Genomic DNA, 14,296 nt, shown 5'->3' on the forward strand with positions numbered 1-14,296 from the left:
CTCAACTCACGATGGTGGAGTAACTTGGAATCGGTCGTCACCATCGCTTGGTTCGGCGCCGTCCTGCCCGCGGATGTACGCCGCGATAGCCTCGTCGGTCACGTTACCGCTGGTCGCCACGAAGTAGCCCCGCGCCCACAGATGCCGACCCCAGAACCGCCTCTCAATGTGCTTGAACTCCATCATCAGCTTCCGCGACGTCTTCCCCTTGATGGACTGCATAATCTTGCTCGGCGAGAGTGTCGGCGGGCACGACAGCAATACGTGCACGTGATCGAGCGACACCGACCCCTGCAGAATCTCGATGTCATTGGTCCGGCAGACCTCACGCACCAAGTCCCGAACCCGTGTGCCTACTGCACCCGAAAGGACCTGCTTCCGGTACTTCGTCACCCACACCAAGTGATACTTGATGTCAAAGCGGCTATGCGCACCCGTGCGGTAGTTCTCCATCCACCCAATATATGAACCTAAAGGCTTCGCCTGAAGGCGAGGGTTTCAGACCCATCGCAGGGACAATTCGGGCGCCGTCGCTGTGCACGGGGAGCCCCCCCGCGGCCAGCATCTGCATCACCATCGAGGTGCCGGACCGCGGGAGCCCGGTGACGATCGTGACAAAACCGGGCGGCGGGTCGATGCGAAGCGTCGTCATGGGTCGTTATTCGTGAGCAGCAAGGGGGCCCGCGGTAGCAGTCCCCGATCCGCGTTAGCGCGTTATACCTTGGATGGGCGTGTGCGTCCCCCCGGTCGCCGTGGAGGCCGCACCGGACCCCCGACGGCGCCAACGGCCAAGAGAACCGCTGCGTTAAACTCCGGGGCCACTCCCACTCTCGCTGAGGCTGCTCATCGACCTTAGCTTACGCCGCTTTGCTTATTCGGGCGAAATCTTGTTCTCGGGACCCCGGTCTGGTCGCGTCGAAGCCGCGAGCTTCGGTTGGAGCGCGGCGATCGACACGCCGGATTCTTCACTCCGGTGCGTGTAGGCGGCGTGCGGTGGGCGCGGCGCCTTGGTCATCGGTCGCCGCAGACCCACCGCCGGCGAAACAGCAGCGGCCCCCCACCTGCCGCCCGCCCGACCCGCGGAAGACCGTGTCGAGCTTTCGTTCCGACAGCACGTTGGCCGAGGGCCCTCGCACCATCACCGCTGCGGGCGCCGGCTTGGCGGACCGCCGAGCCCGCATCGATCACCGCAATGCCCTCGGTGAGACCCAGAGGCTCCCACGAGTCCGCCAAGAAGCAGTACAATCAGCCCGTCGCTCGAGCAGGCGTTGGCCTGAAAGGGATGGGCGAACACGGACGAAACCCAACGAGCGCACCGCCGCTCGACCGCCACGCTCGAAGACGACTTATTCGCCCAAGGACCCAAGATGGTGATCATCGAGCGGACGGTTGGGGAGTCCATCCGCGTACAGGGCGCCCTCATCCACATCGAGCAGATCGTCGGCGACGCCGTGCGTCTGGGGGTGGAGGCAGACCGGAGCATTTCGGTGCACCGTGGCGAGGTTTACGATGCGATCCAGCGGAGCATCGCCCCTGCCGGTCCTGAGGGATGAGGCGCGTGGCGGCGTTCGCGCCCGCAGACAGGCAGGAAACCGGCGCGCTGCGGCTGGACTCGTTTCGCACGGGCCGTGTCTGCCCCGTGTCCTAGGCCCGCGGCGCAGCCAACTCGGCGACGATCGGCAGCGTGGGGTCGCGGCGGGAGAACGCCGACGTCAGCTTCCAGACGCCCCCGCCGGACCCCTCTGCCTACCCTCGATGCTGCTGCGATCCAACGAACGCATAGAACCCTCCCCGCCATTCGGGCGACGACACCATCCGCTCGGCGTCACCCGCCGACGGGTGGCCGATGTGACGCATCACCGCGGCGAGCTGGCCGGCGTCGGCGCGGTGCTCGTCGTGGAGCGCGCACTCATCAAGGTACTTCAGCAGCGCATGACTCCCCTCGGCGTGCCCCGGCCGAGCGAGGGTCGCCAGCAGCACACGCAGCTCCAGTTCGACCGCAAGGTCGAGCCAGCGCGGGTCAAAGCAATCCGCGAACCGGCGCCAAAGCAGCGCGTTGGCGCCGTTGGGCGTACGAGCAGAAAAGGCGCCCATGGCCAGCTGCTGGATTACGTACGTGCAATAGTCGCTGCGCGAAGCGCGGTCGGCTTGGCGCAGGTAGGTGTGGAACGCGTCGTAGACTTCCGCAGGGTCCCAGCTCTGAAACGCGACATGGACAATGAGAGGAACGTAGGGAGGGAGCTGGTTTGGCAACGCCGCCACCAGCGCGTTCCGCAGCGCCGGTCCACCGCAGGCCATGCGTTCGACGAGATGCCCCTGGGCGTCGGGCGCCCTAAAACCGTCCAACTCGACCGGCATGGCCTCGCGTCGATCGAAGGCCTCCAACAAGAAGGCCTCGACCGCCGATTCCTGCTCCCGCCCACGCAGCGCCTGGAAAAGACGCGTCAGCCCCGCGGCGTGTTGCGCGTAGACCCCACGGTACCGGGTGCCGGCGGAGGTGATCGCCGCGAGACGGTCGCGCGCCTCGCCGATCACTTCGTCGCTGCTGGGTTCCGGGAGCGGGTCGTGTGGGCCGGCGGTCCGCACCGCCACGAGCTCACCACGTTCGTCCTCCTCGAAGCGGAAGCCTTGGACCGCGGGCGGGCGACACGGACCGTCACCGCGTTGGGCGATCGCCGCTGCCGCGGCGCTGCGTACCTCGGCGCCCTCGGAACTAGCAAGCTCTTCAAGGACCCCAGCGCCGCCTGAGAAATTGGCCAGGCGTTCGATCGCGGCCAGGCGGACCTCCATCGGGCCCGAACGGATCGCGTCGGCCAGGACCGGCCCCGCGCGGCGGGGATCGAGCTGGTGCAGCAGGCCGACCCGGCGGGCGTCCCCCTCGCCACCCTCGCCGAGCGTCCCGCGTAGCAGGGGGATCGCGATCGCCTGGAACTGAGTTGCGATCACGTGCGCGGCGGCGTCAGCGATCTGCCGATCGGGGTCGTCGAGCTTGGCGATCAGACGCTCCACGGGCCAGAGCGAAAGCCGCGGTTCTGGCTGATCGACCAGGGCGGCCCACTTGCGGTCGTAGGAGCCACGACCGGCGGCCTCGCCCTCCGAGGAACGCGCGCCACGGCTTTCGTGGCTGCCCAGAGCACCGAGCTGATCGAGCAGCTCGGCGAGCCGCGGCGACACCGAGAAGGCGTTGTTCAAATCGCACCTGCTGTCGTCAGTTATGGGGAAGCGTTCAATCCGTCGCACCACTCATTATGACCCCGGTTGACCTCTGCGCAAGGCGCCGTACGGGAGCGGCGCCACCAATCGCAGCCGCGGCGCCCGGGCGGAACCGCTACCGGGCGCCGGACCCGCTGCAAGGGTAGCGACGTGCTGCTGGCAAGGCCGGTCGCCGTTCGCGACCCCCACCAGCATTGCGAAGTCACGCGTAGACCAGCCGCGGCCGCACGCGTCTTCGCCCCGGTTCTGGTGGGCCGGGCCAGCTACACCCGGTCTCCGGCGGGCGACCCCAGCCAGGCACGCGCGTCGTCGGCAAGCGGGTGGTTGATCGCGACGATCACCGTGGCGATGTCGTGGACCAGCTCGGCCGGCGTCGTGGGCTGCTCGGACGTAAACGCGTCGGTCAACAACCGGTCCACGCCCGCATGCCCGGGCGTCGCCAGGCAGAGCACCAAGTCCAGCCGGCCGAGGCTCGCGGCCAGCAGGAGCCAGGCAGGGTCAAGGCGCCAGGCCCCGTTGCCGGGGCGCTCGGCCCCCCACACGGAACGGTCGCCCGCCCAGCCCGCCAGCGAACGCAGCTGCCGGGTGACGAGCCGGTTCCGCTCGACCCCACCGGGCTTGCGCCCCTCGGACGGCTCAAGGAACTGGCTGAAGGCGACGAAGAACAGGCTGGGAGACCACAGCAAGCCGGCCCAGAAGACCGCGGCCAGGAAGCCGTCCTCCGAGAGGTGCGGGAGCTGCTCCAAGAGCTGGCGGCGGAGGCGGGGGCCCCCCGCGACCATGGCGCTGACGTCGTCCGACGTGAGCGGGGGGCGCTGCTTCCCAGCCGACGCGGCCTCGCAGCCGGCGGGGGGGACGACGGCTTCTGTGGTAGGTGGCGGGGGGACGTTGGCTGCGTTGTTAGGGACGACCATGGCTCTTCCGTGAACATAGGGGAATGGGGTTAAATCCGTCTGGCAGGCATTGTCGGAGCCGCGGGGGGGTGGGGTAAATACCAGATCGGGGTCCGAATGTTGAAATTCGATGACGCCCGAGGGCTCGATCGGGCGCCTTGGCGGGCCTTCGTCCCGCTTCGATTTTCGGACGCCTTGCGGGCCGGGTCCGGGCCGTTGAACGCTGCGAATGCGGCGGCCCGACAGGTCTGGTTCGGGCTGGATGGAAGTGCGCCTGCGGGGACGCATAGGGGAGACCTCTCGTATAGTGGGCCCACCTGATAGGTCTGGGCAGCGGCGTCGCGGAGGCCATTAAGGACCCCAGCCGTCGAGCCCTGAAAACCCCCTACACCCAAACGTTGACCCACCGCTGACCGCACCCACGCGCAGGTTCGGCAGTCCTCCGCTGGGAGCGAATGACTCCCTTCATCGCCCGCGAGAACGGTCTCGGCCCACGCCGCGGTTGGCGCCCACGGACTGGGTCCTACCACCTCGCGGAAGGCGCAGTCGCGCCCCGTCTCATGCACGACCACGCAGTTCCCGAACGCACGGGTCCCCCGGTCCACGAGGGCCACGCGCGTCCAGAACATTCCGCCTGCCGGGGCGACCGGACGGGCCGACTGCGGGTCGAGCCGCACCCGACCCGCCGCCGGCCGCCCGAACACCCACCTCCCAGAAAAAAGGCCCACCGGCGTCCCGGTGGGCCTTGATCCCTTGCCGCACAAGACGACGCGCCGAGGCTGACGCCGCCGTCGTCCGCTCTCGCTACAACCACGCCTCGGTAACGACCCACATGCCAACCGGCGAGGCCGGCTGATTGGCCTTGGCCGCTTCCAGCTGCTTCAGCGCGTCGTCCGCCAACGGGTGCCCCACGTGGGACATCACGGCCACGGTCTCGTACGCCTCGGCCGATGCGGGGGACTCGCGCAGCAGCTTCTGGAAGTGCTGCTTCAGCAACCGGTTCGCACCCGCGTGACCCGGCCTGGCGAGCGCCAGCACCAGGTCGACGCGGCCCCCGTTTACGGCGTCGTCGAGCCACCGGGCGTCGAAGCACTCCGCTAGCCGGCACGACGGCACGTCGGGGCTGTTGTCCCAAGCCCACCACGCCCGGCGCCCCCAGGCGAGCCGGCGGGTTACCCATAGATCCCACGAGTCGGTGCTGTCCCCTTCCACCGGCTGCAAGACGCCGTGGAACGCCTCGTAGACCTGGTCGGGTTCCAAGTTGTCGAAGGCGAGACTCACGACCATCGGCACGTAAGCCAGGTTCATGTCCGGCAACGAGGCGATCAGCGCCCCTTGCAGCGCGGCGGGGCCGCTCGCCATGCACTCGACGAGCTTCTCCAGCGGGTCTGCGATCAAGCCCGTTGGCGCCAGCCAATACAGCCCGGCGCGCTGGCTGTAAGCCTCGAGCAAGAACGACGCCACCTCCGGCTCGTGCTCGCGGCCCATGAGGCACAGCAGCAGCTTGCGGAGACCGGCGGCGTGCTCTCGGTAGGCCCGGCGGTCTTGCGACGCGTCGGAGGCCACCGCACTGAGCATCCGCCGCGCCGCGGCGATGAGCGCCCGGACGACCGAGGGGTAGCGGCACTCGCAGACCAGCCGGCTGGCAGGCGCCGCGATGTCCACGAGCAAGGCGTCAACCAAAGCCGTCGCCGCCTCGTCCGACGCGCTGCCGGCAAGCAGCTCCAACGCCTTTTCGCGCACGCCCGCCGCCTCGCCGAGAGTCAGCCGGGCGAGCAGCCCGACGCCTTGCGGCGAGTCGGCCAGGCACGCCAGCGCGGCCTCCTGCAGGTCGGCCGACCCCGACGCGAGGGCGTCCGGGACCAACGCCAGGGCGCTGGGAGGGTCGAGCCGGCGCAGCAGCCCCAAGCGGCGCGGGTCGCCGCGCTGGGCGGCGCCCAGCGCGCCCCGCAAGAGCGGCACGGCGACCCGGCGGTAGCAGCGGACGATCGTCTCCTCGGCGGCGGCGGCGACCGCCGCGTCGGGGCTGTCGAGCGACGCGTTGAGCGTCTCGACCGGGTGGAGGGCGTCGCTTGCGTACGGTTCGTTGGCGATCTGCCGCCAGGGGATGGCGTAGGACAAGGGCGGGGGCGGGGCGCCCGCGCCGGTAGCAGCAGGCGGCGCCGTCGACGCTGCGTCGGCGTGTCCGCTGGGGAGGGGGAACAAGGACTCGTCCAGGAGAACCCGGACCCGATCAAGAAACGTGATGGCGTTGGCCATATGGCGCCTAGGTGGAATACGAAGTGTTAAAAACTGAAACTCAAAGCGGCTTGGAGCGGCGGCTGCGTGGGGCTCGAGGTTGTTGCGGGCGGCGCTCGGGAGCGTTCGAACGGCGACGCCGGCGGAGAGCGTCGGGCGCACCGCGGCGCCCAGGCAGAATGGATGACGGGACGCGGCCGGTTAACGGCGTCCGCCGGTGCTGCCGGTCCGGTCCTCGCACCACGCCGGGAACGTGCGGAGGCGACACGCACGCCGCGTTGCGTGCCGCCGAGGCGGGCGCCCCGCCTCGGCGGGCCCCCGGCCGGGGACGCTAAGCGATGCGCGAAAGCCCGCCCTGCCCCGCCCGGTTGAGGGGCGGTCCGCGGACGCGTCGGTTGTGGCTTGGGTCGTTTCATCGGTACTGCCGTGCGTGCATCCATTGCTAGCAGCCACCCGTGGTAGCAGAGCCGGCGCGCGAATAAAATAGCGGTTGATCCATTTTCTGGGTGGTCTTGGTGTGAGCTTTTTGCACGGCCACCGCCGGCCCTGCGGCGGGCGCCGCTCGCAGGTCGAGGGCCCCACGAGCCCTGGACGACCGCCTCGCAGCGGCGCCTCATCCAACGGCGCCGGCGGCCCGGCGCCGTCGGTGAGTCTGGCCCGTTCCGGCGCCGGGGGCGCGTGCACCGCAATAGGCGTGGCGGCGGCCGGCCGGAGCCGCCGAGAAGGGGCGTGCAGGTTCAGCCCCCCCGACGGCGCCCGTTGTGCCTCCTGCATGCCCCAGCGCGCGAGGCCCAGTTCGGCACGCCGTTTCGGCTGCCCCAGGTAGTCGAGGTGACCCAGCACCGCCAACAACTCGTACCCAAACTGCGTCAGCAAGGCCCCACGCCGCAGTACTTTCAAAAACGTGCGGTTCAGCAGCCCTTCGGCGCCCGCGTGGCCCCCGCGGGCGCCACGTCGACGCGGCCGACCGGCCCCCCCCCATAACCGTCGGCCAGCGTTTGCAGGCGAGCAGGGCCGAGCGTCTGGGCGTCCTGGGCGCCCGGCGCCGCGCCCGTGCGTTGGGGGGAGCGGCTGGCGGGGGTTGGCGTGCGGCTTCCGGAGGGTTCCAAGCCTCGGCTTCCGGGGGCCACCATAGCGAAGTCCATGGGGGATGTGGGGGGCGTTCTTCGGAGCACCCCCGTCCAACTCGACCAGCGGCGGCGTGGCCCTCCGGGCCCCGCCGCCGCGCATCCGTTATTCAACCCATCGCGCTGCGCCGATCGGTCACCCGGCTGCGGCAACCAGCCAACTCACGCGACTCACGCATCCGGGGCCGGCAACTCCCGCGCGACGTCGAGGGGCGTGAAGGGCGTCAGGCAGCTGCGGCGGTAGTGGTACCGCGCGATCCCCGTGGCGGCGCGGGCCACGACGTCCGACCCGAGGTCGCGGCACTCCTCGACCAGCCGCCGCGCCCCGATCGGATCGAGCTGGTCCAACAGCCAGAGCCGCAGCGCGTGGCCGTAGCCCCCCCGCGGGTCGAAGCCCATCAGCAGCGCAGGGATCACCTCCTTGCCGTGCTGGGACGCGATCTGCTGGGCGGCCTGGGCCGCGCGTCCGGGGTCGGCGTCGTGGAGCGGGGCGACCACGTTCCGCCGCTCGCTCACCATGCGATCCGCGGGGCTTTGGACGAGGCGCGTGCCGGGGGCGCAGAGGTAGGCCGGACGGCCCCTGCGGGTGTAGGTGACGAAGCTGATTCGATTGTGGGCCATGGCGGCTCCCTTGGGTTGGTAAAAGTTGGTTCTAAAACCTTGGCGGAGCGACAACTGCTTCAGGTCGCGCCCCGGGTGCGCTAGCGCGGTTTACGGGGGAGCGTCGCGGCGCCGGCCTGGGGATCAACCGCAGCGGGGGCCGGCTCGGGGAGCGAATCGGCCAGCTTCTGGGCCCTCACAAAATTCTTGAGGGCGTGGCCCAGGCGCTGCTCGGCGTTGTTCAGGGCCGACTGTAGCTGGGGGCTCCGGATCTCTGCGATGTCGATCTTCGCCTCTGCCGCCTGGACCCCCAGCTCGCACATCACGATCCGCTGGGCGTAGGTCCGCACCATGGCGGACGTTCCCTCCGGCGCCATCCGCTCGACGCGGTCGAGGGCGTCCAACGCCAGCGACGCGACGGCGACCGGGTCGTCACCGCAGACCGCGCGGGCGAGCAGCAGCAGCGTCGGCGCCGAGGGCTCGTCCGTGAGGCGGAACTCCGGGTGGGCGTGGAGGTACTTGAAGAGCCTCCGTGCTGCGCCGCGGTCTCCGCGGTCGCGGCGGTCGTAGTTGTCAAGCAGCAGCGCGAGCTGCTCGGGCATCGCCTCGCCGGCGTCCTCCATCCGCTGGGCGTGCCGCTGCAGCAGCCCGCCGGGGGTGCAGTCGTACAGCGGCCGGATCCGCTGCGGCAAAGGGGTCCCCGCGCGCGGCCGGTAGCCGCGCAGATCGTCCTGGATCCGGCGTTCCGCGATCAGATCGGGGTCGGTCGTGGGGGGGCGCATGTTCCGCATGCGTTCGGCGCGCCGGGCCCCCTGCGCCTCGGCTTCCTCGGGGGCGAGCCGGGCCGATTTCTCGAGCCACTCCTGCTCGTCGTCGATGACGCTGCAGTCCGAGAAGAAGTACTCGCCGTTGTAGGTCGGGGAAAGCGCGGGCTTGTAGTTGTCCATCGTTTAGGTCCTAGGGGTTAGAAAGTGCGCCCGTCGCCGCCACACCGGCGTCGGACGGGGGGGCCATCGGTGCGGCCGCGTCGTGCAAGTCGGCGCCCGCGGGCGGAGCAGCGGCGTCGTCTGGTTGGGCGCTAGTCCCGGATCGTTGCGTCCGCCACACGCCGTTGCGGTACCGCATCCCTGCCGCCAGCGCGGCGGCCCGCAGCGCGACGCCGAAATCGGTTCGACCCCGCTCCAGACGCGTGTCGAGGGCGCGGAGCTCGGCGGTCATTTGAGCGGCGCGACGCCGCGCAGCGACACGCTGCGCGACCGCTTGGGCCGCCCGCTCGCCTGCTTCGCCGGCGCCGCAGCAGACCTGCACCCTCACGCCGCCAATCCGCTGCGTGTGGTAGTAATACTTTTCGCCGCCGATTGTTCTCCATCCCATTTAGCACTCCTCCCTGCAGCGCTGGTCGACCGCGATCCCAGCAGAGCCGCTCGGCGCCCGAGCCGCATCGTCGTTCGAGTGTCGACCGAGGCGTTCGATCCGCAGCGCGGTGCGGTAGTCTTCCAGCGCCTCGCCGAGCCGCCGTTCCAGCCGGGCCAGCCGCACCTGGATGGGCGCATGCTGCAGGTCGTCGGGATGCAGCCGCTCCTCCGCCAGCCGCAGCGCCATTTCGCAGTCCGCGACCTGCGCCGCCGCGTCCCGCACCAACCCGCCGGCGCCCGGGGGAGTCAAGCGGGAGGCGCGGTCGGCCAACTCCCCAGCCCGCGATCCGACCTCCACCGGGTCACGCGGCGCGAAGCTCCCGAGCAGCTTGAGCAGCCGATCGACCGCCGCCGGCTGACCGGCTGCATCGACGGGAGCCGCAATCTCCCGGAGGCGTGCGAGCCGTTGGTCGCCCTGGGCCTCAAGCGCCGCCTCGATCGGGCGCAGCTCCGCCGGGAGGGGCAGGCCAGAGATCGTTTGGGTTGCGTGGGTCGTCATGGCTCCGTCCTTTCAATCGCGTGCTTCCTAGCACTGACAGCAGCCTACGACGGTCGGCCGCGGCAAGTAAACTACGGTTTTTTATTTTTTCCTGGGTCGCCCCCCAGGCCCTGCGGTGCCCTCCGCCAGACGCCGAGCTTGGCCATAAGCCCTCGTTTTAAAGGCTCCGCGCGACCCGCGCCATGGGGACTCTGGTTCCCGCGTCCCGCGCACGCGTTCGCCGACGCCCCGGTTTGAACCAGCCGTTTCCGCTTCCTCGAACGGGAACGCATCCATTGCTCCGACGCGAGTCGGCTTCGGACCTCGAGGCTGCCGTCACGTCCGATTCGCTTCACTGCCGGCCGCAAGCTGGTGCGGCCGCTCACGCGGCAGCAACAAAAGCCGCTGCTGTTGATCAACAACGCCGCGGAGTCATGCACACGCAGCCGCAAAAGCGAAGCGGGGCGTCAGTCGCCTATCTCGCCGCACGGTTCGGAGCGCAACGACTCGAGGACATGAATCGCTTCACCGGAAGTGACAGTTCTCCGTCTCTTGGATTCAGACGCCCTTCATAGGCTCTGCTGGCAAGGTCGGCGGCCCCATCTACGATTGGGCCGGCCGCACGAGGCGGTGAGAGTCGTGGCGCGCTGGCCTGCAGCCCCGGGTCGCGAAGCCGCCGCAGAGCTTTGCGCAGGCCGCCGACGCAAGAGCGGCCGTCGGCAGTCGCGGCTGCCCCCTCCCCTCCCCTAAAGAAATCTCCGCGCGGGGGCGAATTCCAAGCGAACCGGTATTGGAGCGCAAACCGGGGTGTGCCAGAACGATGAACGCTGGCATCCGCGCACGCCGCGGGCGCCGCGGGCGTGACTGCCCGCCCAAGCGCCCAGAGTCCTCTGCCCGCTAGGACGGCAACCCGGCGGCCCGCGAGGCTGGCGCTCTTTGACAACTCAAGCCTTGCCCCGGCGGACAGAGCGTAAACGGCCGCGCCGGGGCCGCAACGTATCGCGAGCTTCGATAAGCCCAACGATAGACCTCGCCCGTGGGGAAGGCCGGGCAGCGCCCGGGCGCGCGGTTTACCGGTCGGATTCGAATCCCGAGCGACTCGGCCCATCGATAAACCGCTCCTCGAGACCGGCGTCGAGCGCGTTCCCCGCGTTTATCGCCAGCGGGCCCGGGTCGAGCCGCCGTCGACGCGGGACCGAAGTGATATTTGGCGAGTCGGTATGTAATCGGTGAGCAGCCCCGATGCCCCCAATCCCGGCGCCCCCGGCGGAGACTGCGGACCGCTACGGGCGCTAAATGCGCGCCGCTCACGAGCGATCCGGTCGGGTCGCCTGGCGCTACGGACGGGGCCGGGCGTGGTCCGGCAGCGGCCGTCAGAATACGAGCACTTCGGACCGACCGCGTCAGGGACAAGCGCAAAGCGAGGCGTTATCGTTCTCAAGGGCGACCCGAGCATCCGCCTGGGGGCGCGTGCGCCATGGCGAGAATGCGTATCACACGCTCCTTGGGCGGCGAACGCCCGACCTAAGCCGCCCCGCGGCTGGGCGGCCGATACCCGCCGGCGCCCCCTTCGGCCAGCGCCCGCTTGGTCGGGTCGCAGGTCGACGACGGGGCCTCTCATTGCCCTCACCAGCCGCGGGACGCTACGCGTCCGTGGCCTGGATTGGGCCACTTGGGCCCCGGGGTCGCCGCTTCAGCTAGACCTGCGGCGCTCACCCGCCCCGGACGAGCGTGGGCAATCGCCATCGCCTTGATCGACGAAGGGCGGCCGCCGCGATCAGAGAACCATATCCTTGGACGGGTAGAGTGATCGGTGGCGATTCGCCTCGGACCACCTCCGGTTCGAGCCGGTCCCGGAGCCCGCCTCGCTGGTGATCGCTGCAGTGAGGCTTGCGTGCCCGGCACGGCGACGCCGGAAATAACGCGGTGGCTGAGCGACCCCGCAGCCAACCAAGGCCTGCGCCCGGGCGCCGGGCAGGCATGTCCTCGAAAAGCGGGAGGAGACGATCCGCGGACCGAACGGCTTGCTGGACGGCGCCGACTGCGCTGTCGCAGGCTGAAGACCAGGCGGACCGCGGCGGGGCAACCGTCTCGGCCGGGGTAAGCCGGCCGCGCAGACGGGCGCCGCAGATCGGCTGGCGCGACCGCGCCGCCCCGAGCAATGGGCCCCCATTTTTGGATCAGGCCCGCCTGGAGCACCGGACGGGTCTCGAGAAGCGGGCCGTAGCGGTTGTGCCGGGGGGATCCAGGCGCAGGACGCTGGGCCGGCGCCGAGCCTTTCCACCTGCCGGGCGGGCTAGGCCTGCGGCAAACCGGCCAACGGCCGTCGGCCCAGAACCATTCGGAGAAACCCAGATGCCCGGCAAAGAAACCACGCAAGCGTATTCGGAAGGGCTGCTCGACGATCTGCTGCTGGTCGCGCAGGCCGAGTTCAAGAGCGACCGCAGAACTGAGCAGCGCTACCCGTTCTTCCGCCCTGCCTCGGTCCAGGTCGGCGGTCACAACTTCTCGGCGTTCACGCGCGAGATCAGCGTTTCGGGGGTCGGGCTGCTGCACAGCATGGAGCTGCCGCTGAGCGAAGTCGTGATCCAGATCGCCGGGGGCGCGCGGCAGCTGCGCCTACGCATTGAACGGTGCGAACCGATCGGAGAAGGCTGGTACACCGGCGGCGGCGCGCTGCTGGGCGGCAACGCCTAGCACGAGACACGGTCGTCGACGAGCGACCCGATCCGAGCATCGATGCGGCTCGGGGCGGGCCTGCTGCGGGCGTATGAAGCCGAGAACGCGTCGTGGCTGGCGCGCAGGCCGAAACCGACCGGCGAGACACCGGTGTGGGGTGTCTGGCCATCGTCGTGTTCCGACGAGAAGCGCGCGTATCAAGACACCAACGGATTCGATTGGACGCGGCGGCGGGCGTACGAATCGGCTCTCTCGGAAGCCCGTCAACAGGACGCGGCCGACAGCGCGCACTATCTGGCCGGTGGAGACCCGTACCTTGCGCGGGAGCGCCTTGCCGGCCGGCGGCGTGAGCGCGGCGTCAGCCGCGACTACTTGCCCCCCGACCTTGAGGCGCGGGCCCCGTCCGCCCCAATCCGCTTGAAGGCTCGGGTTTGGCAGTGCGATCTGCCTTGGGGAGCCGCGGCAACCCTTCCGCGTGGCTAACCGGCTGCTGTGTTTGGCTTTACGAAGTCAGCGTTCACCAAGATTGAGAAAGACCCGTTTTCAGGCGCCGTTCACAAAGGCGATTGTCCAAGCCGTTCACGGACGTGTCGTCGGTGCGGATCGCCTTGCACTTGAGCGGCCCGTAGAACGGTTTGAGCCGCCCAGCACCGCCGACGAGACCGCCCGCCGCCGCGTCGGCGGTAGGCGCATTCCCCCCGGCGGGCGGTTATACTAGGGCCGCCGGCTTGGGGGGACGAGCAGCCGCATCGCGGTGTCCCGCCACGAGTGACTCGCAACACCTCACCGGGAGCAACGCTAATGACCGCTGCATTTCAGTCCACCCTTGGGGCGCGCCGCCCGGCCTGGGTCGCCGCGCGGCAGGGGCTGTCCAAGCTTCTCGCCATGCTGACCCCCGTCTTGTTGACGGCCCTGGTTGCTTCCAACGCCGAGGCCTTGAGCCCGATTGGCCCCGGAGACTTTTCTGGCAACGAATCGGTGGTCGACTTCGGCCCCGTCACCACCGGCGCTGCTGTCGATGGAGCAACGATCGGCGGAGTCACGTTCGGCTTCACCGTTGGCGGCATCCCCAGCAGCGACGCGACCATCGGCGCCGGGCCAGGCAACACGAATAACATCTTCGTCGCCAACATCGAGGGAAGTTCCTCCGGCGTGCTGTCGATGACCTTTCCGGGACCCCAAATCCGTGTGGGCTACGGCTGGGCCATCATCAGCTCCCCCGGCGTCACGAGCGTCGAGCTGTTCGACGCGGGGGATGTTTCTCTAGGGAGCCTCGACTTCCTGGGGGCGCCCGACCCCAACTTCGACGGCGGATGGGTGGGCGTCGAGAGCGGCGCGGCGTTCCTCCGCGCCGAGGTAACGTGGTCCCCCGATCAAGGGCGGTTCGCCTTTGACAACCTGCGGTTCGAGCCGGTCCCGGAACCTGCTTCGCTGGTGACCGCTGCGGTGGGGCTTGCGTGCCTCGCATGGCGACGCCGGAACTAGGCGGACTCGCACGGTTGGGAGCCCCGCTGATCTTGCGCCCGCGGGGCTTTCTGACCAGCTCTTCGCTCTGTGGCCTTCGTACACACCAGCGCCAGCAGTAGAAAACTTGGTGCTACAATCGTCTGCTCCGGGCTGCTGGACCTGCCGGGCCGCGGAGGGCCTGACTGC

At 69.7% G+C, this 14,296-nt stretch carries 12 protein-coding genes; 3 read left to right on the forward strand and 9 right to left on the reverse strand.

The window, feature by feature from the left end; translation table 11 throughout:
- Positions 1-6: 6 nt before the first annotated feature.
- On the reverse strand, positions 7-453 hold the full coding sequence (tnpA, locus tag Pla175_RS13650; RefSeq protein ID WP_145285782.1) for an IS200/IS605 family transposase: 447 nt from the start codon (positions 451-453) through the stop codon (positions 7-9).
- 914 nt (positions 454-1,367) lie between these two features.
- Here tnpA and Pla175_RS13655 point away from each other — a divergent pair.
- Positions 1,368-1,553, forward strand: a complete 186-nt coding sequence (locus tag Pla175_RS13655) for a carbon storage regulator (protein WP_145285785.1) — start codon at positions 1,368-1,370, stop codon at positions 1,551-1,553.
- 193 nt (positions 1,554-1,746) lie between these two features.
- Here the strand turns inward: Pla175_RS13655 and Pla175_RS13660 are convergent, their stop codons facing one another.
- From Pla175_RS13660 to Pla175_RS13695, 8 genes are all read right to left on the reverse strand, one after another.
- Positions 1,747-3,192: a HEAT repeat domain-containing protein gene (locus Pla175_RS13660; protein WP_145285788.1), complete on the reverse strand. Its 1,446-nt coding sequence runs from the start codon at positions 3,190-3,192 to the stop codon at positions 1,747-1,749.
- A gap of 284 nt (positions 3,193-3,476) precedes the next feature.
- A complete protein-coding gene (locus tag Pla175_RS13665; RefSeq protein ID WP_145285791.1) occupies positions 3,477-4,127 on the reverse strand; it encodes a hypothetical protein in 651 nt (216 codons plus the stop codon).
- 783 nt (positions 4,128-4,910) lie between these two features.
- The gene (locus Pla175_RS13670; RefSeq protein ID WP_145285796.1) at positions 4,911-6,365 is read right to left on the reverse strand and encodes a hypothetical protein; all 1,455 of its coding nucleotides are present in this window, start codon (positions 6,363-6,365) and stop codon (positions 4,911-4,913) included.
- 890 nt (positions 6,366-7,255) lie between these two features.
- Positions 7,256-7,453, reverse strand: a complete 198-nt coding sequence (locus Pla175_RS13675; protein ID WP_145285799.1) for a hypothetical protein — start codon at positions 7,451-7,453, stop codon at positions 7,256-7,258.
- Between the two features lie 189 nt (positions 7,454-7,642).
- On the reverse strand, positions 7,643-8,092 hold the full coding sequence (locus Pla175_RS13680; RefSeq protein ID WP_145285802.1) for a hypothetical protein: 450 nt from the start codon (positions 8,090-8,092) through the stop codon (positions 7,643-7,645).
- Between the two features lie 80 nt (positions 8,093-8,172).
- Entirely contained in the window at positions 8,173-9,018 is an 846-nt protein-coding gene (locus tag Pla175_RS13685) for a hypothetical protein (protein ID WP_145285806.1), read from the reverse strand.
- A gap of 10 nt (positions 9,019-9,028) precedes the next feature.
- Positions 9,029-9,445: a hypothetical protein gene (locus Pla175_RS13690; protein ID WP_145285809.1), complete on the reverse strand. Its 417-nt coding sequence runs from the start codon at positions 9,443-9,445 to the stop codon at positions 9,029-9,031.
- Positions 9,446-9,985, reverse strand: a complete 540-nt coding sequence (locus Pla175_RS13695; protein ID WP_145285812.1) for a hypothetical protein — start codon at positions 9,983-9,985, stop codon at positions 9,446-9,448.
- Between the two features lie 2,334 nt (positions 9,986-12,319).
- Between Pla175_RS13695 and Pla175_RS13700 the strand changes: the two genes are divergently transcribed.
- Positions 12,320-12,661, forward strand: coding sequence for a PilZ domain-containing protein (locus Pla175_RS13700; RefSeq protein WP_145285815.1), 342 nt, complete (start codon positions 12,320-12,322; stop codon positions 12,659-12,661).
- Positions 12,662-13,444: 783 nt separating this feature from the next.
- Positions 13,445-14,128, forward strand: coding sequence for a PEP-CTERM sorting domain-containing protein (locus tag Pla175_RS13705; protein WP_145285819.1), 684 nt, complete (start codon positions 13,445-13,447; stop codon positions 14,126-14,128).
- The last annotated feature ends 168 nt before the right edge of the window (positions 14,129-14,296 follow it).

This window comes from Pirellulimonas nuda (assembly GCF_007750855.1).
Lineage (GTDB): Bacteria > Planctomycetota > Planctomycetia > Pirellulales > Lacipirellulaceae > Pirellulimonas > Pirellulimonas nuda.

Coding starts and splice junctions, on each gene's coding strand:
- tnpA (WP_145285782.1), bottom strand. CDS start 453: ATGGAGAACTACCGCACGGGTGCGCATAGCCGCTTTGACATCAAGTAT.
- Pla175_RS13655 (WP_145285785.1), top strand. CDS start 1,368: ATGGTGATCATCGAGCGGACGGTTGGGGAGTCCATCCGCGTACAGGGC.
- Pla175_RS13665 (WP_145285791.1), bottom strand. CDS start 4,127: ATGGTCGTCCCTAACAACGCAGCCAACGTCCCCCCGCCACCTACCACA.
- Pla175_RS13670 (WP_145285796.1), bottom strand. CDS start 6,365: ATGGCCAACGCCATCACGTTTCTTGATCGGGTCCGGGTTCTCCTGGAC.
- Pla175_RS13680 (WP_145285802.1), bottom strand. CDS start 8,092: ATGGCCCACAATCGAATCAGCTTCGTCACCTACACCCGCAGGGGCCGT.
- Pla175_RS13685 (WP_145285806.1), bottom strand. CDS start 9,018: ATGGACAACTACAAGCCCGCGCTTTCCCCGACCTACAACGGCGAGTAC.
- Pla175_RS13690 (WP_145285809.1), bottom strand. CDS start 9,445: ATGGGATGGAGAACAATCGGCGGCGAAAAGTATTACTACCACACGCAG.
- Pla175_RS13695 (WP_145285812.1), bottom strand. CDS start 9,985: ATGACGACCCACGCAACCCAAACGATCTCTGGCCTGCCCCTCCCGGCG.
- Pla175_RS13700 (WP_145285815.1), top strand. CDS start 12,320: ATGCCCGGCAAAGAAACCACGCAAGCGTATTCGGAAGGGCTGCTCGAC.
- Pla175_RS13705 (WP_145285819.1), top strand. CDS start 13,445: ATGACCGCTGCATTTCAGTCCACCCTTGGGGCGCGCCGCCCGGCCTGG.